Annotated in this window: 15 protein-coding genes; 13 read left to right on the plus strand and 2 right to left on the minus strand. The window is 49.3% G+C overall.

What is annotated here, in order from left to right:
• Positions 1-67 precede the first annotated feature (67 nt).
• The 13 genes from pilM to HZA49_10895 all read left to right on the plus strand — a co-directional run bounded on the left by pilM (position 68) and on the right by HZA49_10895 (position 18,630).
• A complete protein-coding gene (gene pilM / locus HZA49_10835; GenBank protein MBI5779930.1) occupies positions 68-1,879 on the plus strand; it encodes a pilus assembly protein PilM in 1,812 nt (603 codons plus the stop codon).
• Between the two features lie 49 nt (positions 1,880-1,928).
• Positions 1,929-2,960 carry a hypothetical protein gene (locus HZA49_10840; protein MBI5779931.1) on the plus strand — a complete coding sequence of 344 codons (1,032 nt, stop codon included), beginning with the start codon at positions 1,929-1,931 and terminating at the stop codon, positions 2,958-2,960.
• A gap of 5 nt (positions 2,961-2,965) precedes the next feature.
• The gene (locus HZA49_10845; protein MBI5779932.1) at positions 2,966-3,904 is read left to right on the plus strand and encodes a fibronectin type III domain-containing protein; all 939 of its coding nucleotides are present in this window, start codon (positions 2,966-2,968) and stop codon (positions 3,902-3,904) included.
• Positions 3,905-3,995: 91 nt separating this feature from the next.
• Positions 3,996-6,548 carry a hypothetical protein gene (locus tag HZA49_10850; GenBank protein MBI5779933.1) on the plus strand — a complete coding sequence of 851 codons (2,553 nt, stop codon included), beginning with the start codon at positions 3,996-3,998 and terminating at the stop codon, positions 6,546-6,548.
• Positions 6,549-6,680: 132 nt separating this feature from the next.
• A complete protein-coding gene (locus HZA49_10855) occupies positions 6,681-9,644 on the plus strand; it encodes a tetratricopeptide repeat protein (GenBank protein MBI5779934.1) in 2,964 nt (987 codons plus the stop codon).
• Positions 9,645-9,719: 75 nt separating this feature from the next.
• The gene (locus HZA49_10860; protein MBI5779935.1) at positions 9,720-10,847 is read left to right on the plus strand and encodes a tetratricopeptide repeat protein; all 1,128 of its coding nucleotides are present in this window, start codon (positions 9,720-9,722) and stop codon (positions 10,845-10,847) included.
• 43 nt (positions 10,848-10,890) lie between these two features.
• Positions 10,891-11,652 (plus strand): MotA/TolQ/ExbB proton channel family protein, encoded by a 762-nt coding sequence (locus tag HZA49_10865; protein ID MBI5779936.1) that lies wholly within the window; start codon positions 10,891-10,893, stop codon positions 11,650-11,652.
• Between the two features lie 23 nt (positions 11,653-11,675).
• Entirely contained in the window at positions 11,676-12,203 is a 528-nt protein-coding gene (locus tag HZA49_10870; protein MBI5779937.1) for a biopolymer transporter ExbD, read from the plus strand.
• Between the two features lie 3 nt (positions 12,204-12,206).
• Positions 12,207-12,695: a biopolymer transporter ExbD gene (locus HZA49_10875; protein ID MBI5779938.1), complete on the plus strand. Its 489-nt coding sequence runs from the start codon at positions 12,207-12,209 to the stop codon at positions 12,693-12,695.
• A 27-nt stretch (positions 12,696-12,722) separates the two neighbouring features.
• Positions 12,723-15,830 carry a hypothetical protein gene (locus HZA49_10880; GenBank protein MBI5779939.1) on the plus strand — a complete coding sequence of 1,036 codons (3,108 nt, stop codon included), beginning with the start codon at positions 12,723-12,725 and terminating at the stop codon, positions 15,828-15,830.
• 96 nt (positions 15,831-15,926) lie between these two features.
• Positions 15,927-16,676, plus strand: coding sequence for an HAD-IA family hydrolase (locus HZA49_10885; GenBank protein MBI5779940.1), 750 nt, complete (start codon positions 15,927-15,929; stop codon positions 16,674-16,676).
• 159 nt (positions 16,677-16,835) lie between these two features.
• Positions 16,836-17,609 carry an ATP-binding cassette domain-containing protein gene (locus tag HZA49_10890; protein ID MBI5779941.1) on the plus strand — a complete coding sequence of 258 codons (774 nt, stop codon included), beginning with the start codon at positions 16,836-16,838 and terminating at the stop codon, positions 17,607-17,609.
• A gap of 142 nt (positions 17,610-17,751) precedes the next feature.
• Positions 17,752-18,630 carry an ABC transporter permease gene (locus HZA49_10895; protein ID MBI5779942.1) on the plus strand — a complete coding sequence of 293 codons (879 nt, stop codon included), beginning with the start codon at positions 17,752-17,754 and terminating at the stop codon, positions 18,628-18,630.
• Positions 18,631-18,664: 34 nt separating this feature from the next.
• Here HZA49_10895 and HZA49_10900 read toward each other — a convergent pair whose 3' ends face one another.
• Together HZA49_10900 and HZA49_10905 are read right to left on the minus strand one after the other, a co-directional pair.
• Positions 18,665-19,564: a helix-turn-helix domain-containing protein gene (locus tag HZA49_10900; protein ID MBI5779943.1), complete on the minus strand. Its 900-nt coding sequence runs from the start codon at positions 19,562-19,564 to the stop codon at positions 18,665-18,667.
• A gap of 148 nt (positions 19,565-19,712) precedes the next feature.
• Positions 19,713-20,156: a helix-turn-helix domain-containing protein gene (locus HZA49_10905; protein MBI5779944.1), complete on the minus strand. Its 444-nt coding sequence runs from the start codon at positions 20,154-20,156 to the stop codon at positions 19,713-19,715.
• Positions 20,157-20,572: the final 416 nt, after the last annotated feature.

Here is a 20,572-nt window from a genome sequence, read left to right on the forward strand (position 1 = left end):
CAGATTATATAAATTTTCGTGCGATAAAACTTTGATATTATTTCACGGCAAGGTATAAATAATACTTATGAAAAGCGCATGGGGATTTGATATCAGCAAGTCGTCTCTCAAGGCGGTCCGGCTGGAATTGTCCGAGGACGGCGTAGAGATAACCGATTTTGACGTGATTGACTACGGTCCTTCGCCCAGCCGTGATGAGGCCACCTTTGAGCAGGATTTCCGCCTGGCTTTTAATACCTTCCGGAGCCGTCATAAGCTGAGGGGCGAGGCCATCGTGGTTTCGCCGCCTTTCCACAATGTTTTTAACCGGTTCGTCAATCTTCCGTCGGTCAGCGGCGAGCGCCTGCATGAAATAGTCAAATACGAGGCCCAGCAGCACCTGCCGTTTAATATTGAAGAAGTTATCTGGTCGTACCAGAAGATAGAGCGCGCTTACCAGCCCGGCGAGGAGATAGAAGTGGTTTTCTTCGCGGTCAAGCGTGACTTGATCGAGCAATTCCTGGGGCTGGTGACCAACAGCGGCCTGCGGGTGGACGCCATCCAGTTTGCGCCGGTGGCGCTCTACAATTATATCATGGCCGATTACGCCGCGCTCGGGACCGGAAAGAATTTCGTCATCCTGGACATCGGCACCAATAACACCAACCTGGTTCTGGTTGAGGGCAATAAATTCTGGATTCGGAACATACCGATTGTCGGCAACGACATCACCAAGGCCATCCAGCAGAAACTGGAGATTCCCTTTGAAGAGGCCGAGCGGATGAAGGTCAGCACGACCTCCAAGGAATCACCCGAGGCGGGCAAGATATTTGCCGCCACCCAAAACATCCTCAAGGATCTGGCCAGCGAGATTCACCGTTCCATCGGATTCTATAAGAGCCTGGCCAGCGGCCGCTCGGTCAATTTTGACAAGATAATCCTGATGGGCAATGCTTCCAAGACCATCTATTTCGAGGAATTCGTTTCCCAGCGCCTCCAGATTGCCACGGTGAAATTGTCCGGATTGGGCAAACTGGAGCTGGCTGACGAGGTGAATAAAACTGAGTTCTCATTTAAGTTGCAGGGTTTGGGAGTGGCGACGGGACTGGCCTTGCAGGGACTGGATAAGTCGGTCAACAAGATAAACCTTCTGCCGCCTGAGGTTCTGCAACGCCGGGCCGTTTTGCGCCGCAAGCCGTTTGTGGCGGCCATTGCGGCGGTTCTTATCCTGATTCCGTTGCTACTGCATCTTTCAGCCCAAGGTGAACTGAACCGCTTGACTAAAGCCAACGAGCAGATTAGGGAAGTGCTTGATAAAAGCGAAAAAATAAGCAAGAACTATAAAAAGCTAAAAGAGGAAGGCGATAAGATAAAGCAGTTGACTGATTTTACTTCGGTCGGCTGGCAGAGGGATATCTGGATAAAGATATTGAACAATCTCAATAAGTTGGGCGTATTTGCCCAGCCCAATATCGCGCCGCCCAAGGGGTATGTCGAAAAGGGCAGCGAAGCTGATGGGAAATACGTCAAGGAACAGGAACAGAATAAGATATGGGTATTGGAAGTAAAGATGTCCAGGATTGGCAAGCCGGATGACAAGGCGGTCAGCCCGGCAGGGGGGTTTGTCAATATGGAGATTATCTGCGGATTAACGGCCCGGCGCAAGGCCGACGGCGAATTTGACCCGGTCAGCTCCCAGTCGTTTATTAAAGACCAACTGGTCAAGCCGCTGTTAGCCGAGTTTAATATACCGGAGTCAGCTTCCATGGTGAATATGATTGGCAGCCATCCGGTAAACGAATTGAAAACCGACCAGGAAATAAAGGAAACAGAGCGCGTTTCCGAAGAGCCCAGGTATTACCGTTTCCAGGTGAATCTCCAGATTCCGGTGGCAAAATAAATGAGTAATGAATGATGCCCCGCCAAGGCGGGACTCTAAGAGATTTGAAATGAAGAAGAATTTGTTTGTATTCGCAGTAGCGGGAGCCGTAATCGCCGCTATTGTTGTTTTTTACTTTGGGGTAATCAGTTATTACAGCCAGATTTCTGGGCAAGCAGACCAATTGAAAGTTTATAAGGAAGATATAGAAAAAATTATGGCCAAGAAGGGCGAAGTGCCTTCCCAGAAGTGGGTGGAAGCATATGAAGCCCGGCAAAAGGAACTGGACAGCGAGATTGCCGGCTGCCGGAATTATTATATAGAAATCGACAAGACGCTTGAGAAATGGTTCCCGGGGCTGAAGATTGACAAGAATGAGATGCCGGCGGTGGGCGATTTCAAGGCGACCTACCTTTCAGAAAAGGATGTTACGATAAGGCAGCTTAAGGCAAAGAAGTTATACGGCGCTTCAGAGGAGGAATCTGGTGAAGAGAATAAGGCGGAGGAAGGAAAAGACCTGGGATTCGGGGAGCCCACCGCGGATAATCTTAAGAAGCTCCAGAAGCAGTTCTGGATACAGAAGGCGTTGTTTAACTCAATAATGGAATCCAATGTGGTGAAGTGCGAAAAGTTGGAATTCCCGGATATCAACCAGTCCAAAGCAGCCTCGTTCACTTACGGTGTTCTTATTCCGTTTAACCTGACGGTGGCCATACAGAATAAGGACATTCCGGGATTTGTGCATAATACCATGAAATTCCGCAATGATAAGGATGCGTCCTCCATATGCGTTTTATTCAAGAATATTTCGATTGCCCGGATACCGGATGAGATCAAGAATATACCGGAGAATATAGAGGCGAAACCGGTACCGGACAAGAACCGGGATACCTATAAACCGGAGCAGGTCAGGCTGCCGCTGAGCAAACTGGTTATTGAAGGCGAGGCGCTGGATTTTGACTTCGCGCTGGCGATGCAGGCCGCCAAGGAAGACCAGGCGGTTAAGGATAAGGCGGCAAAAGATAAAGCGGCAAAGAATAAAGCGGCAAAGGGCAAGCCGGGCAAGGACAGTAAAGACACGGATAAGGAAGAGAATAAGTAACCGATATGAAATTATCAAACATAAAACAATTTATTGCCAGCTATCCTGAGCGGATAATATTCGGCGTCTGCGCCATTATATTTCTGGTGGTGCTTATCGGGTATTTTACCGGAGGGAAAGATAATGAAACGGTTTCTTCGGCAATCCGGGAATCAGACGAGCTGAAAAAGGTTATTACCCTGAATGAGTTGGCCGCATTGGGGAAAGTAGAATGCCTGAAGAAGATAAAAGGTAACTGGGAGGAGATTCAGCAGCCGACCGAAGGCAAGGCCTGGCTGATGTATCGTCCGCCGGTAATAACCGTCGAGTTTACAAGAGAAAGCACTTTTATTATTGAGAAGAAAGCCAATCTGCCCCCGGCAGCTAAGAGCGTTATTACCGACACTAACAGGCCGGATGAGATTACCCTGACCTGGGACGGGAATATGAGCTCCACGGCCCAGATTAAGGGTTACAGGATTTACCGCCGGGCCCAGGGCGAAAAGGATTTTGCGGCAATCGCAGAGATTCCGGCTGTGACTTCCACGGAAAGCAGTTATACCCATGTTGATAAGGGATTGAAACCGGAATCCGAATATTCTTATTATTTTACGGCCTTATCTGAGGAGCCGGAGGTTATAAAACCGGAAAGCGAGAAGAGCGGAGAATTGAAGGCGACTACGTTGAAAGATTACAAGATTGAATTTAAGTCAGTAGACGAGAAAAACAACCGGGTTTGGACTAAGATTGATAAATATCTAAATGGGAAATGGGATAAAAAAGAGGGCTTTGTGATTAAAGGCGAGAAAATAGATATGGATAAATTTGTTACCGGATGCACTTTGAAGGATTTCCAGGCCGATATGAAAGAAGAAATAGTTGCCGGTAATACCATGAAGGTGGCAATATTTAAGGTTATTTATATTGACAAAAGCATAGAGTATATTAAAGAAGTTAAGAAATAGTTCGAAGTCGGGTAATACTGTTGTGAGTGAAGCAATGAGAATAAAGAATTATCATTGGTTAGTACCTGCCTATGGGCTTCTGTGCTTTATAATGATTACGGGATGCGGCGGCAAGTCCAAATTGCAGCCCGCGAAGATGAATACCCAGCCGGCGCCGGCAATTGCAGGAACTGAGAACGTTCCGGAGCCGAAGCCTTCCGAGGATACCCGGCCCCAACCGGGTCCAATCACGCCAGATGACTTAACCGAAGCGCTAAGACGTCTGGAATCAGAGAAGGCCGTTGATATAGAAAAACAAAGAGTATTAGCGGAAAATTATTACCAGGTCGGTCTTAAGCTATATCAGGAGCTGAGATTTGCCGATGCCATAGACGCCCTTAAGAAGGCCTCAGAGCTTGACCCGTCCCATGAAAAGGCCAAGGTGCTTTTAGAGGAAGCGCGTCTGGCCCAGGGAGAATACCTGTCCGGCGAGATGGGCGCGGTTTCCCGGAAACTCTTTGCGGAAGTCCGGGCCAAAATCCAGCAGGCAAAATTGGAAGTCGAATATCATCTTAATAAAGGGATCCAGTATTATAACGATGAGGATTATGTCAAGGCCGAAGAGGAATTTAAATGGGTGGTTGAGACCATTAAATGGTTCCCTTACCGGACTGATTTGATGAACTACCAGACCCAGGCGGAAAATTATCTGCGGGTGAATACGGAGAAGAAGGAAGTCAAGGAACGCGATATGACCAGGCGCCGTGAGGTCGCGGCGCGGAAGCTGGCATCCCAGGAGGAGGAAAAAAGGCGGGATGATTTTATCAAGAATATCGACATGCTTTTCCGGCAGGCCCAGATTGAGTTCGAAAAGGAAAATTACCAGGAAACCATGCGGTTATGCGAAAAGATAAAAGAAAAGAGTCCCGGCAATTTTGTGGCTGATAAGCTTAGGATGATCGCATTGGTCGCCTATCGGTATAGGCAGAAAAAGCTGACCACCAACACCTTGATTGAAGAATGGAAACGAACTTTTGAGAGCTATGACAGCAAAACGCTCCCTTATTTGGACCCGATAACCTTCCCTGAAAAGGACGTCTGGGAAAAGATTGAGCGGCGGGGACCGAAGAAGATATTCAAGGAGAAGCCGGTTTCTGAGTTGGATAAGCAGACGGAATTGCTGCTGAGAAGGAAAATCAAATTTCCCTTTACCGATCCGACACCGCTGAGCCAGATAATCCAGTATATCAAGGAGTTCATCCCCAACCTGAATATAATCATCGATACCAGCGCCGGCGTAGACCCGCAGGAGCAGATCAGTTATACCGGCGCGGAGTTGCCGCTGGATTTTGTTTTGCGGGATATGCTGTCCCTGAAGCAGTGGGGTTATTTTATCCGCGAAGGAGTGGTTTATATTTCCTCGTTGGAACGGATAATCCAGGAGCAGATGGAAACGAGATGGTATAGCATCCTTGATCTGACTATTCCGATAATAGATTTCCCCAGCCAGGAAATAGCCTTTGGGATAACGCCGGAAGCAGGCGATTCGGGAACCGTTCAGATGCCCGCCATTTCCGGTGATGAGCTGGTTAACCTGATAAAAGAAACCACGGCCAAGCAGGAAGGCGGATGGGAAAAAGGTAATGTAACATTCCAAGCGACGACCGGGGTTTTGGTTGTTATACATGTGCCTAAGGTGCATAATCAGATAGAATCGCTTCTTAACCAGATTCGCGCTCAAGCAGATGTAGTGGTTACCATTGAAGCGCGATTCCTGTCCGTTCAACAGAACTTCCTGGAGGATATCGGCGTAGACCTGCGTGGTCTTCCAAATACCTTGCCGACTTATTTCCAGGCGCCGCCTCCGGATGGCCCCGGTTTTAGCGACCTGTCGGCCGGTATTGCCGGCGTTTATGCCAGCGGGCAACGGAGTCTGACAGCGCGGGTGGAAAACTTTATCACCAATGCCGACCCCTACTCGCGTTTTATCAGGGATGAAAGGGTATCCCCGTTGGGCGGCGCGGTTTTATCATATTCGGTATTGGGACAGACCTCCTATCAGGCATTGCTTACCGCAGTCCAGAAAGATATACGCACCACGGAGGTTTTCGCCCCCAAGATTACCATTGCCAACGGACAACGGGCGCATATCCAGATGACGGACCAGTTCACCTATATAAAAGATTTTGACGTGGTTATTGTCAATGCCGCCAGTTCTTTGGCAATGGGAGAGCCGATAATTGACACTTTCCGGACCGGCGTTATTTTGGACGTCCGGCCGGTGGTCAGCGCCGACTTGAAGTATATTATGATGGAACTCCGCCCCTCTCTTTCGGCATCCGAAACCAGACTGCCGACCATCAGAACGGTTCCTTTTCTTATTGGTAATGTAAACACTCCGCTTCAGTCAATAGAGCTGCCGGAAGTGAAAGTCCAGCGCGCCCGGGGTAATGCCATTATACCGGACGGTGGCATATTATTGATGAGCGGTTATGCTTCGGGGAAAGATACCATGGCATCCTCAAACGTGCCGGTGCTTTCCAAAATACCTATTTTGAGTTTTATGTTTGGGAGGAAAGCCAAGGGAGAAGCGCGCAAGAATCTTATTATTCTGATTAAGGCAAAAATTAGTATTCTGAGCGAAGAAGAAAAGAAGAAATTCTGATATCCACCGGCTGCCGGTTGTCAACCTCTAAAAAACCATTTATTTTAAGCCGTAAGAGGTATTTTTCGTTTATATATATGGGGAAAGACCCATAATATCAGATTGCCGGTCAGAGAAAGGGGAATGTTTATTATGATAAAATATAATACGAATCAAAAGACTGCGGTTATCCTGTTATTTCTGGTCGCGCTGGGATTCATTGTCTTTAACGGGCATACGCCGTCGTTTTCCGAAGCGAAACCGCAGGAAGGCCAGCAGGAAAGTGATTTGGATTTCGCCGACAGGTTAGCCGAGGAATCCACTCCGGGCGGGCTTAATTTCCTGGATATTGCCGAGGAAATGGCGCAGGATATCCTCAAAAACACCGCCTCCAAAAAAGTCCAGCAGCACGCCACACTGGTATTGGGAAAAATAAAGAAATTCAGCTCAACGATGGAAAGAGACCCGGAAAAGCGCGCCCAGCTTATGAATGAGTCGGTTGATATATTGACTAAATTCATCCAGGAAAATGCCGATTACAGCGGCATATCGGAAGCCAAGTTTGAGTTGTCCGAGCTTTTACAGGGAAAGGCCATCTTTTTGAGCAATGTGGCCAAGGTGGAAGCGGATCCGGCTAAGAAGCAGGGGCTGATTGAGCAGGTGGAGGCAACTTATATCCGCATCAATGAAGACCTGAATTCCATGATTGGGGAATACCAGAAAACACTGGATGGTACTTCGGCAGAAGACAAAAGAGAGGAATTGGATAACAAGATTATGCGCGCCTCTTATACACTGGCGCAGAACTTTTATTTAAGGGGGATGCTCTATAATAAAGGCGATGAGAACAATAAAAAATATATCCAGGAGTCCATTAAGTCTTTCAATACTTTCGCGCTGAAGTATGGCGATAAGCTGCTGTGTTACGAAGCAGCTGATTATATCGGCGAGTGTTATTACGAACTGGACAATTACCGGGACGCCAAGACTTATTACAAGATGACGGCTAATCTATATAAAACCATCAAGGATGATGAAGAAAAAACTCCCGAGGAAAAGACCGATATTATTAATGAATGCCAGGATATTATCCAGCGGGGATACGCCCATCTGGCCAAGGCGGCAAATGCCACCCGGGATTATGCCGAAGCCATCAAGACTATTGACGAGTTGATTAAGATATACCCCAAGGGCCAATCAGAGCAAGGGATGGAAACCGGCCTGCTGGAAAAAGCCTATGCCTTGTTCGCCACCAATAATAAGGATAAGGCGCTGGCGATTGTCCAGGATATCAAGGATAACAGCAAAAACAGCGCGTCCCGCTCAGCGGCCAACGATGCCTTGAATAAAATTATAAAGACGGACGTTAATGTTCCGCCGGTTATTGTTATTGCCACCATGCGCGACCTGCTGGCGAAAAGCAAATACAGCGAGTTAATCCTGCAGGGCCAGGTATTAATGGCCCGGTTAAGCAATTCATCTGAAGCGGAAACGGTCCAGTATCTCCCGGAGGCGTTGCTCATTATGGCCGAGTCATATAAGACCCAGGAGCGTTTCTGCGAGGCCATAATTCTTTACGAAACCGTTTATCTTAATCCGAAGTATAAAGACGCCAAGAGCACCCAAAAAGAGGACCTTGCCCCGCTGGCTGCTTATGGCGCCGCTTCATCATATCTGAGCATGGGGGCGGCTACCGGTGATGAGGCCGATAAGGCAAAATACAAGGAAAGCTTTGCCTATCTGACCAAGACCTGGCCGGATAACGATATCGTGAAGAGTATCAAGTATTTCCAGGCCAAAGAGTACGAGGGGGAAAACCGGTACTTTGATGCGGCAAAAGCATACGAGCAGGTCCCGGCCTCTAATAAATATTATTACGATTCGTTGTTCCGCATTGGAAGAATGTATCATCTCCAGTCAGATAATATCCTGGCGCCGTCGTATAGAAAAGAGAAAGATGCCAAGAAGAAGGATGAGATTAAGAATGAGATTCTCCGCGCCTTTGCCTCGGCCGAAGAATCATACAAGAAAGCCCTTAAGTTATACGAGGAAAAATCAAAAGAGGCCTTAGACGAGGAATCCAAGAACAAGATAGCCCACAATGAACTGCAGACGCGCATATTTTTATCCCGGATGTATCTCAGCGAGTTTTTGGGCAAATACTCAGAAGTCCTGGCAATCTTAAGCGGCCTGGAAAAGAAATACGCCTCAAAAGCTGATGCGGTCAGGGAGATTCTGCAATTGAAGATAGAGGCGTATATCAATATGAACGAGCTCGATAACGCCGAAGCTCATTTTAAATCCCTGCAGGAATACGCCCGGAAGGACAACAACCCGGAAATTACCGCTCCGGCTATGCAAATGATGGCCCTGGCCTACGTGAAAAAAGCGGACAGTATCGTGCCCCAGCCCGAATCGTCGACGCCCGAGGGTAGGAGGAAAAGAGCGGACGCGATTAGGGAAAAGAAAGAGAAGTCTGCGGAGGAATACAAGAAGTTTGCCGATGCCCTGCAGCGCGCCGGCAGTTATTTCAGCCAGTGGGTGGAACTCAGGAAAAAGACCATAACTCCGGATGAGGTGTTATCGGTGGCGGAAAACCTGTTGCAATTCGCCGAGGAAATTGGAAAGAACGATTTCTATACGAAAGCGATTGATTTATACGAGAGAATCCTCAGCAAGGAGTTCCAGGGGAAATTGCCGCGCCAGGAAGCCTGGCTGATTAAATGGCGGTTAGCCAGAGCGCTGCGCGCGCTGGGTGAGAAGGATAAGGCCGTTACCATCCTGGAGAGTCTGGATGCCGAGAAGAAGAATAACGTTGATATCATAAAAGAGCTGGCATTGGCTTATGAAGCCGCCGGCTCAAAGGATAATCAGACCCCCTGGCAATCAGCCCGGAAAACCTGGGCCCGGCTGGGCGGGTTGTTAAAGAGCGGGACAGAGGAATGGTGGGAGACGAAATACCATTTTGTAACCATAGAATATTGGCTGGGCAATTTCAAGGAAGCGCTTTATGCCATGAAGATGATTGAACAGGGCGTCAGCCCTGATTATGACAACAATAAATGGGGTTATAAGGATAAATTCAGCGAACTGAAGAAGAAAGTCGAAGCCAAATAGAAGAGAAAAATAGGCGTATAAAACTTGACAGAAACCGTATTTTAGTATTGCCTGTAACGGAAAGGAAGGGTGAAAATGAAAGCGTTGAGAGTATTAACCGTCCTGACTTTTCTTGTCTTCCTGATGCCCGGGTTATGTCTTCTGGCCCAGGAAGTCGATGTGGTGTCTTCATCATCTCCGGATGGTAAATCTGTCCAGGATGATGCCGGTGAAATCACCAGTGAAACATACAACGGTGTGGAAATAAAAGTAAAAGGGACCAGCGCCGTTAAGACCATTAAATTAGACCTGATTAAAAACATCACCTACCGCGATGAGCAAAAGGATTACCTGAACGGCAAGCAACTCCAGCAAGACGGCAAATATCCGCAGGCCATCGAGTCGTATAAAAAGGCGCTCAACGATACGCGGTTGAGGGCCATATTCAAACAGCATGTCCTTTATAATATCGCCGTGTGTTATCATAACGCCAAACAGCTTGATGAGGCGATTCAGGCCTATGATGAGGTGCTTAAGGCGTTTGAGAAGACCCGTTATTTTAAACAGGTGTATTTCAATAAGAGCGAGTGCGCCGCAAAAAAGCCAGACCTGGAAAAGGCATTGAGCATCCTGGATGACGCCAAGGTTAAAGGTCAGGATCTGGGCGATAAATTCAAGCTGGAGGTTGACCTGCGCAAGGCCAATCTCCTGGAGGACAATAAGAAACTGGATGAGGCCAAGGCTATTTATAACCAGCTTAAAACCAGGGCCCAAATGCAACCGGCCATACGAGACCGGGCCATGATCGGGCTGGGACGGGTGGAGTTGGCAGGTGGAAATATTTCCGGAGCAGAAGAGGCATTTAACGAGGTAATAGAGAAATCAACTGACGCCGTAGCCAAGGCCGGCGCCTATAACGGAAAGGGCGATTGTCTTATGGCCAATCCTAAGGCCGATTATAAAATAATAAAGAACGCCCTTTTCGCCTACCTGCGCTCCAAACTTCTCTATCCGGCCCCGGCCGGCGAGCCGACCATGGAAGAGGAAAAGGCCATTTATAACGCCGGGCTGTGTTGCGAGAAGTTAGCCCAGGCATTGCCCCAGGAAAAGAAGAAGGTTTATATCAATAATGCCAAAATACTCTATCTGGAGGTGAAGCAGAAATTCCCCGGTTCCAGGTTCGTGCCGGAGGCGAATAAGAGATTGTCCGAGCTGGGCAAATAAATTATTAACTGTAGAAAAGCAGCAGAGAGAAGGAGAGAGAACTATGTTTTACGGGAAAAATAAGACCGGCCAGGCCGCTATAATCGTCACCATTTTATTGGTAACTCTGTTTATCAGCGCAGTAGGATTTAACTATATCTATGCTCAGGACGGGGGCGATAAAAAGGCAGGCGGAGAGTCGGGTTTTATGGAGTTAGTTAAGGCCGGTTCCTGGGTCGGGCATTTTATCATCCTGTGCAGTATCGCCGGCATGGGTTTTGTCATTGAGCATATTGTGAATATCAAGCGGGACAAGTTATGCCCGCCTGATGTGGTTGCCGAGTTGGAGGCATTGGTGGAAGAAGGCAGATATGAAGAGGCGGTAACCCTTTGCAGCGCCAATCCCAACTTTTTCTGCAATATTGTGGGCGCGGCCCTGTCCAAGGTCAATGAGGGTTATGATTCCATGGTCGAGGCCATGGGCACGGCCGGCGAAGAGGAGGCCGCCAAATTGAATATGAAAATCAGTTACATCTCCCTTATCGGCAATATCGCCCCTATGTTAGGCCTGACCGGGACCGTCACCGGTATGATTGCGGCATTCGGTATCATCAAGAAAACAACTTCTCCTTCGCCGGCGATGCTGGCCCAGGGTGTTGAGGAAGCTCTTGTCACCACCGCTGAGGGGCTCTTTGTGTCGATGCCTCTGATGACCGCATTCTTCCTGTTCAAGAATAAGGTGACCATGTATATCATTGAAATCGGCATCATGGCCGGTGAATTCGTGGATAAATTCAAGAACCTGACCGTGGAACAACAGCAATAACCTGATTTAGGACTGATAAAAAAATGAGATTGAAACGTCCGGCAATGCTGGAATCAACCGGGTTGAATATGACCCCGATGATTGACATCGTTTTCCAGTTGATTGTTTTCCTGATGCTGGCCTCAGACTTTGCCAACCAGGAAATGGAACGCGTTTACCTGCCCAAGGCCGATGCGGCCGTGGCTGACGACCATCCGGATAAAACACGGCTGATGGTCAATATCAACCACGAAGTTCCAAAGGATACAGAGTGTCCGCAGTTAAAATATAAAAGCGGTATTTTGCAGCAACCTTGCCAGATTGATGAACACTGGAAAATAAAGATAAAGGGCAGGGAGTTGACCATACCTGAGCTGGAACAGCAACTGGTTTTGGAAGGCAATATGGACCGGGAAATCAAGGATAATCCCAAAAGTCCGTCAAACCGGCCGGTGATGATACGGGCTGACGGCAGCGCTCCTTTTAAACTGATTACCAAGGTTTTGGAGGCGGCCGGCAAGGCGCTGGTCTGGAAGATAGAAATAGGCGCTGAAAAACCACCTGAGGACTAAAACATGGCGAAAAGAATTTCCAGTAAAGTAGAAGAAGCCAATATGGAGTTGAATATGACTCCAATGATTGACGTCATATTCCAGTTAATCATATTCTTTATGTGCTCCATACATTTTAAGTCGCTGGAAGGTAAGTTATATTCCTATCTTCCCAGAGACAAGGGAATGGCCAACACCTCGGTTACCGACCCGATTTTAGAAGAGGTCCGGATAAAATTGGCGTATTCTGATACCGCGGATCTCTTGACCAAAATCAAGGTGGGCGATAAGGATTTTGGATCTGGTAAGGACGCCTGGGATGCTTTATATAAGCATATGCAGGGCATGGCTTCAAGCTTGGTGACGCCCAGCGGCGATGTGATACCGGTCAAAATAGATTCAGACGAGAAAATACCTGTTCAGTCGGTGGTTAACGCCCTTAATATCTGTAAGAAGGCGGGTGTGCAGAAAACGGAATTCGCGGCCAAAACCTCTCCGGGCAAGAAGCCATAATAGCTCATAATGAGGAAGATACTTGTAATGAGTAAATCTGACTTGCTGATTAAAACCGATTTGGGACTTTTATCCCGATTGCTCATCGGGGTCGGCATCTCTTTAATCGCCTTATTGGTTTCAGTAAATTGCGGCGGCCCGGCGGTAGCCAAATCGAGAAGTCTTTCCATCACGTCCCAGCTTCCGGCCAAGGTTTCGGGCACGGCAGTCGTTATGGAAAACGTCGCGCCGGCGGCAATCCCGCCTAATTCAGCCAATGTGCCGGTCGTTCACTTCGCTATGGCTACTAACCAGCCGGATATTATCCTGAAATCCGTCCGGTTTGACCAGACCGGAACCCTCAAGGATAACGATATCAAGGGTATTAAGCTCTTTCTGGATAACGGAGATGAAGCTTTCAATGCCATCACCGATATCCTGCTTTCCTCGTCGGTTCTCAAGAACGATGCCTGTGAATTCAAGCTGGAACAACCCATCATCAGCCGGGCCCAGTCATTTTTCATAACCGTTGACGTGGTCAGCAGCATTGTTGGCACGGTTTCATTCTTGTTTACCGCCGAATCAATCGGCACCACCGATATAGTCGGCGTCACCGGCAAATTCCCGTTTTCCAGCGCTCCGATGTCTGTGTCGGCTGTATCCGCTCCGGCGGTTGGCGCGGCGGAAAAACCGGCCGTCAAAGCGCGCGAAGAACCGGCCCGGGAAACCGGCGAGGCCGGAGATATCATGTCCGAACTGGAAAAGGAAAAATCGGTCAAGATGCAGGAAAACGAATTCCTGGCCCAGAAATACTACGAGACGGGTTTAAAATTATTCAAGGAGTTTAATTACAGCCAGGCAAAAGACACCATAGACCGGGCATTGGAACTAAATCCCCAGCACAAGGAAGCCCGGAAGCTCTACTCGGAGATACAGTTGATTCTGGGCTCCCGGTCCGACGAAATCAAGGTTATAAAGGAATTTATGCAGGAACAGCTATCGGTCAAGATTCAGGAAACCGAGATTGTGGTCAGGAACCATTTTCTGAGCGGAGAAAAACTGATAGCCGAAAAGAGATACAACGAAGCCCGGCTGGAATTTGAAGCGGTTATAAACAAGTTGAAATGGATACCGTATGAAATAGGATTGAAGGATTACCTGGTCAAGGCGCAGGAGCGCTTAAAGCAGATGCAGGATATGATAATCCGGCAGGAAGAAGAGATAAACCGGCAGCGCCGTGAAGCTGCCACCAGAATCGCCCAGGAAGAGGAGTTCAAACGCCAGCAGGAATATAACGAAAAAATCAAATCGCTCTTCAAAGAGGCGTTGGTTTTCTTTGAACAACAGCGGTTTGAAGAGGTGGAGCGCTTGGCGGTGACCATACTGGAATTGGCCCCTAATTTCAAGGCCGCCGAGGAATTAAAGAAAGAGGCCATCAGGTCAAGGCACTATGAAGTGTCCGAGAAATACCTGCAATTGCGTTCGGAGCGTTTTAAGGCGATGTATGACGAATTCAAGGAAACCGTCATACCCTATGCCGGCGACCGGGTGGTGCGATATGACCCGGATATCTGGAAGATAGCCAGCAAGCGAAAACCGCCCGGGATGGTTACCAGCAAGACCGAAGAAGATCCTGATATCGTGGAAATAAAGCGTAAACTCAAGACCATCAGGCACGATTTCAAGCTGGAAGGCAATGACACCCTATACGACGTGACGGATTACATCCAACAGCAGTATAAAATACCGATTATCTACGCCTCTGATGTCAAACAGGAAGGCATTCCGAATGAGAAAAAGACACTGGCGTTAACCGGGCTGCCTCTGGAGATAGGGTTAAAGAACCTCCTGGAGCAATACGGGCTGTCATACGGATTTGACCGCGAGGTAAAGAGTTTAAAGATAACCAAGGTCACGGCCCTGGAGGAGGAATTGGAATGGCGGGTGCACAATGTGGATGACCTGGTCCGGGACATACCGGAATTCCCCGGACCGAATGTGGAGCTGCCGCTGACGCCGGGCGGAGCGCCGGGTTGGACTATGCCGCAGGCCGATATTCCGGGGGTCAGTAAAATAAACATAGAAGAAGTGATGGATTTGATTAAGAAGAATACCGGTAAGGACCGCAAGGGGCAAACCACCTGGGAAGGCAGTATCCCGGGTGTGAATATCCGCCGGATCGGGGACAGCAATAAGATGATGGTGGTGCATAGCGCCTCGGTCCAGGAAGAGATACTGGAATTCCTGCAAATCTTAAGGTCATTCAGAAGCGCTATGGTTTCCATTGAAGCCACCTTTATGACGACCACGGACGACTTCCTTGAAAGCCTGGGCGTGGAATTAAGGAATATTCCCCGCCAATCCATACCCAATGCGCCGGACATCCCCGGACAGTCCAACCCGACCGCCGGTTTGCTTTTGGGCGGGACCAGGGATGCCCGGTTCCGGACTGCCTATACCTTGCGGGACCAGAATAACCAGGTTGAGTCCGCATTGCCGCCGACGGCCGTAGGCGGCTTGGGGCTGCAATTTGCCGTATTGGGCTCTCCGCGTATCAATATGCTCATGACCGCCCTGGAAAAGACCGGCAAGGGAACGGTCTTGGATTCGCCCAAGATTACCGCCCTTAACGGCCAGCGGGTTAACGTCTCATTTGTAAAACAGCGCCAGTATATCCAGGACGGCGATATTCAGGCCGGCGCCGTGGCCTATGAGCCGGTCGTAAATACCTTTTCTACCGGAGTGGTGCTGGATGTCAAGCCGGTCATGAGTTATGACCGGAAATTTATTACCATCCATGTCTTCCCGACCTTATTGGAGCTGATAGATGTCCGGGAAGTGACTATGGAATATTTGGCCGACCCGCCGGGAATCGGCGTTGAATTACGCACGGAAATTACCATTGAACTGCCCTGGCTGCGGCTCCAGAGATGCCGGACCAGCGCCGTTGTGCCTGATGAAGGCGCCCTGGTCCTGGGCGGAATGAAGACCATCTATGACCGGGATATCACCAACTCCACGCCGTTAATGGATAAAATCCCTATTCTGGCGCCATTCTTCAGGCGCAAGGTTACCTCCGAGGAAAAACGCTACCAGATGGTTATTATCAGAGCTAAGATTGTGGAGCTGCCTGAGATTGAACAAGACCTCAGATAGTAATAATTACCTTGAGCCCCGTTAGAAACGGGGACTATCATACAGAATAATAACCATCAATCCTTTATGCGTGTATATTAAGGAGTTTCTAACGGGGTGAGCACATTAAAAGCCGTATTTTTTGACATAGACGACACCTTATATTCCACGTCTCTTTTTGCCTCGCGCGCCCGGCATAATTCCATCAGGGCTATGATGGCCCTGGGCCTTGATTTCCCAGAAAAGGCGTTGGTCCGTGAACTGGAGGAGGTCATCCGGGAATTCTCCTCTAACTACGACCGGCATTTTGATAAACTGCTCCTGCGCATCCCGAAGCGCGCCTATGACGGCGTAAATCCGGCTACCCTGGTGGCTGGGGCGGTCATTGCCTACCACGAAACCAAATCCCGCGAGTTGCTTCCTTTCCCAGATGTCGCGGCAGCGCTCAAGGCGCTGGCCCGGACCGGTGGCGCCGAAGCGCCATGGTGCCCTAATGGCACCACCTTGATTCGGGGTGTGATTACCGACGGACTATCGGTCAAGCAGTCCGAGAAACTCATCCGGCTCAAACTCTATCACCTCTTTACCCCCGGCGCTATATTTATATCTGATGATATCGGTATCAGCAAGCCCAATATCAAACTCTATCAGCGGGTTTGTACCGAGCTCAATCTCGCGCCTGATGAGGTGATGTATGTGGGCGACGACCCGGTCAACGACATTGACCCGGCTAAGGCGCTGGGAATGATAACCGTTTTAATGAAGCGGGGCGGAAAATACCAGATTCGGCATGGCAAGCTCCGGCCCGATTATCAGAGTGATAACTTCCGCCAACTGTTGAAAATAGTAAATAAGTTGATAAAGTGACAATACTGTTTGTCATTCCCGCCCCGCTTGTCATTCCGTGCTTGACACGGAATCCAGCGGGGTAAACTCCGACGGGAACTCTACTGAGACCGCGTTAGCGAATCCAGATGTTTAATTATTAATCGGCGTTCACCTGCGTTAATCTTTTGTGTATTAATTATGTCCGATATCATCCTTAAAACCGAAAACCTGTCCCGACATTTTGGCCGGTTCCCGGCAGTCGAGAATCTTTCTCTGGATATCTACAAGGGCGATATCTACGGATTCCTGGGCCTCAACGGCGCCGGCAAGACCACCACTATCCGGATGCTCCTGCGCCTGATTAGGCCTGAATCAGGCCGGATATCCATCTTCGGCAAGGACCTGAATTTAGATTACCTGGAGATAATGCGCTCTATCGGCGGTCTGGTGGAAACCCCGGCCTTTTATCCCTATCTCTCGGCCCGGGATAACCTGTTAATACTCACCCGGCTGCGGATGATTTCGCCCGGTTCTCTGCGCTATTCTATCGTGGATGAACTGTTATCCGCCGTGGGCTTAAAGGACCGGGCCGATGACCGGATTCGCACCTATTCGCTGGGCATGAAACAGCGTCTGGGCGTGGCCGGCGCCTTATTGCCGGCCTTTATCCCCCAACGCATACCCAACCAGACCCCGCTGATTATCCTGGATGAGCCGACCAACGGCCTGGACCCCCAGGGCATTGCCGATATCCGTAACCTGATTAAGAAACTCAATAAGGAAAAACAAGTTACCTTCTTTATCTCCAGCCATCTCCTGTCTGAGATGGAACTGCTCTGCAACCGGGTGGGCATTGTCCGGCAGGGCAGGTTGATAATCTCCGAGGAACTGGCCAAGCTTCTCAAGGAGGAGGGCATAGAAATAACTGAACCCAAACGGCCCCTGGAAAAATACTTTATGGGCCTTATGTAATATAGCCACTAAGGCGCGAGGTTGTAACACACCCCGTCCCTTCGGGACACCCCTCTCAAGAGGGGATTTTCCCGAAAGTCCCCTCTAATAAGAGGGGATTTAGGGGTGTGTAGGTATTGATGCCTTTGTGGTGAAGGAATTTATGTTATCAAGAATCTGGTCCTTAACGAAGATAGAACTCTTCAAATTCTACCGCCAGAAGATATTCTTTATCTCACTGTTCCTGGTGGTGCTGGTGGTGGTGGTGTCGGTCCTGATGGAAAAGATAGCGCCGACTACCAAGGCCCAAGTCAATGGCATTGCGCCGCTGATTTCCGGATGCCTGAACGGCTTCCGGCTGGTCACCTTCCTGCTCCTGGTTATCGGCGCCTTGCTGGTTGCCTCGGAAACCACCTTCGGCACGATTCGGACCGTCCTGATTGCGCCTATCAGGAGAAGCGAGATTGTCCTGGCCAAGGCCATCACCGTGATTATCCTGGCGCTCCTGTTCACCCTGCTGATTGAGACCATCTCATTCGGGCTGGCCTGGTCGGTTTACGGATTCCGTAACATCACCGACCCGACCTTCCCGGAAATAGTCCATCTGGCCCGGGCTGAGATGCTGCTCTATGTGCTTTACACATTTCTGTATATTCTTTTGCCGCTGGTGGCCATCGGTTTGATGGGATTGTTTATCTCGACGCTGGTGGAAAACGCCGGCATCTCGGTGGCTATCAGCATCATCCTCTATCTGGTCCTGGATTCATTTGTGGCCAACCTGTTTGAAGAGGCCTCGTCGTTTCTGTTCAACCCTTATTGGAACTATTACCTGGACACCCTAAAGAGCATGTCGGAAGGCGCGTTGCAGGAAATCTGGCGCTTCAAGGCCATTAACTCATTCCTGGGCATCAAGTCCGGCGAAGAGGTCATGCTTGACTCGGCCCGCAACCTCTCGGTCCTTAAGAGTTTCGTTATCCCAATCATTTACTCCATTATCTTTGTTATCACCTCAATCATTGCGGTTAATCGGAAGAATTCGTAGTCCTGCCTGATCGTTAGGTGATAAATTTAATTGGCTACAGCTGCAATTGTTTTAATTGCTTATCCGGTATGTGATAACCGGACCAGTGCGCGTATTCCTCTTTAGGCAGGCAGGCATATTGTTCGTAACTGATGGTCAGGATAAATCCGCCCTTGACCGGCACTCTGCGGTAATGCGCCTCGGCAAAGAGTATATCGCCTTTGGGAATGGCCTGCAAACTGCGCAAGGTTTTGTAATCGTGATAGGCCTGGCGGCTGCCCACAAACCCGTCGTAGGCGTTTTCGGTTACATAATATTTCCGGTTGTCCTTGCGGTATTTGTCCAATACCTGTTCAGTAAAGAAGATGCCGTGGATGCCGTCCGGGGCATATCTGTATTTCCGCTTAAGCATGTAGTTTGCGACCTCTGTTTTTATCAGGCGCCAGACCCCGGCCACCCTGGTGGCCGGCAGTTTGCCGTCCTTGATTAGGCGGTAGATGGTCCGGCGATTCACGCCTAATATCGTTGACGCCTGGCTTAAGCTCAATACGCCGGATTCCAGATTCACCCAGCCCCTGCACGCAGGGGCTGGGTTCATTCCCAGGACGTGCGAAGGCACCTCCCGTCCGTGGGTCAGGAATTGCCGGACATCGTCCCTGACGAATTTCCACCGGCCGCCGGCCTTTACGGCATTCAGTTTCCCTGAATCAATTAATCTGTATATGGTGAACCGGCTTAAACCCAGATATTCGCAGACCTCGTTTAAGGTCATCAGGTCGGGCTTGATAATGTATTCGGCAGGGGACTTGTATGCAGTTAGTTTATCAAGGTCGCGCATCTCGAAACGCCACTGGCCGGCAAAGCGCTTGGCCGGTAGTTTGCCGCTCTTGATTAGGCGGTAAGCCGTACTGATGGATATACCGAGATATTTACAGACGTCTTTTACAGTCAGCATAAGATTAAGTTCGGGTTCGTTAATATGCCATCAACCCGGCCCGGGCGGAGATAACTCCTTATTTATAGTGTGGCAGTGCAGCCCAGCCTGCGTATTTGCGGGCTGGGCTGAATACTGCCAACTATAGTCGGCTGTAACTCATCCCGCTTCAGCGGGATTCTAACAGCCGTACTATAATCTGCCTGATTCGTTCGGCTGAAATAGTAATCTGCCACTGCTCGCGCACCCAGTTGGCCGTCTTCTGATAACTCCAGGTAGGCAGGTATTTTCTGCTCCGGGCCGCGGCCAGGTATTGGCCGACTTCCAATATCTTCTTGACCTGTTCGGGCGTTAATTTAACCGGTCTGGGCGGCTCGGACAAACCGGCCAGTTCTTTGGCCCGGTATGCCTTAAGCCAGGCATAGACCGAACGGGTGGAGCGGTTCAGTTCCTGGGCGATTTGGTCAACCTTGCGGAAGTGATGGGAGAGCCAGACGGCCTGGGCGCGTAATTTTACCCGGTGGTTTCCCTTGAGCGTCATCCGATTCATAAAGAAGGTCAGCCGGGCGCACTCGGCCTGTTCAAGATGTATAAAAAGCGGTCGTCTTGGCATCTTAATATCAAATCAGTTCTTCCTGATTCCGCAAATCAATATTTCCTGATTCGCAAGTCCATCTTTCCACTTATCCCCTAAAACCGGCATTTTTCAGCAGAAATCTCCCTATTTAACCGTGATTTTGCCCGGTATCCGGCCATTAGTTGCCCAAAGATAGGGATAAAAATTCCCTGGAACTGGTTAATCCCTATTATCTGAATTATCTTACTTAATACCAGACGTCGCAAATCCTGTCAAGGAATGTAGTAGAATGTTGCAAGGTATGACACAGTATGTCACTGGCCTATATCCCCACCCCCGGTGGGGGTGTAGATGACCCCTATCCAGGGTGTAGATGACCTCTACCCAGGGTGTAGATGACCCCCACCCAGGGTGAAGATTACCCCCACCCAGGGTGAAGATTACCCCCACCC

The organism is Planctomycetota bacterium (assembly GCA_016235865.1).
Lineage (GTDB): Bacteria > Planctomycetota > MHYJ01 > JACQXL01 > JACQXL01 > JACRIK01.

What these genes read in the sequence shown, in the direction of transcription:
- HZA49_10860 (MBI5779935.1), top strand. Translation starts at nt 9,720, where the DNA reads ATGAAAGCGTTGAGAGTATTAACCGTCCTGACTTTTCTTGTCTTCCTG.
- HZA49_10870 (MBI5779937.1), top strand. Translation starts at nt 11,676, where the DNA reads ATGAGATTGAAACGTCCGGCAATGCTGGAATCAACCGGGTTGAATATG.
- HZA49_10850 (MBI5779933.1), top strand. Translation starts at nt 3,996, where the DNA reads ATGATTACGGGATGCGGCGGCAAGTCCAAATTGCAGCCCGCGAAGATG.
- HZA49_10900 (MBI5779943.1), bottom strand. Translation starts at nt 19,564, where the DNA reads ATGCTGACTGTAAAAGACGTCTGTAAATATCTCGGTATATCCATCAGT.
- HZA49_10865 (MBI5779936.1), top strand. Translation starts at nt 10,891, where the DNA reads ATGTTTTACGGGAAAAATAAGACCGGCCAGGCCGCTATAATCGTCACC.
- HZA49_10890 (MBI5779941.1), top strand. Translation starts at nt 16,836, where the DNA reads ATGTCCGATATCATCCTTAAAACCGAAAACCTGTCCCGACATTTTGGC.
- HZA49_10840 (MBI5779931.1), top strand. Translation starts at nt 1,929, where the DNA reads ATGAAGAAGAATTTGTTTGTATTCGCAGTAGCGGGAGCCGTAATCGCC.
- HZA49_10875 (MBI5779938.1), top strand. Translation starts at nt 12,207, where the DNA reads ATGGCGAAAAGAATTTCCAGTAAAGTAGAAGAAGCCAATATGGAGTTG.
- pilM (MBI5779930.1), top strand. Translation starts at nt 68, where the DNA reads ATGAAAAGCGCATGGGGATTTGATATCAGCAAGTCGTCTCTCAAGGCG.
- HZA49_10880 (MBI5779939.1), top strand. Translation starts at nt 12,723, where the DNA reads ATGAGTAAATCTGACTTGCTGATTAAAACCGATTTGGGACTTTTATCC.
- HZA49_10895 (MBI5779942.1), top strand. Translation starts at nt 17,752, where the DNA reads ATGTTATCAAGAATCTGGTCCTTAACGAAGATAGAACTCTTCAAATTC.
- HZA49_10845 (MBI5779932.1), top strand. Translation starts at nt 2,966, where the DNA reads ATGAAATTATCAAACATAAAACAATTTATTGCCAGCTATCCTGAGCGG.
- HZA49_10905 (MBI5779944.1), bottom strand. Translation starts at nt 20,156, where the DNA reads ATGCCAAGACGACCGCTTTTTATACATCTTGAACAGGCCGAGTGCGCC.
- HZA49_10855 (MBI5779934.1), top strand. Translation starts at nt 6,681, where the DNA reads ATGATAAAATATAATACGAATCAAAAGACTGCGGTTATCCTGTTATTT.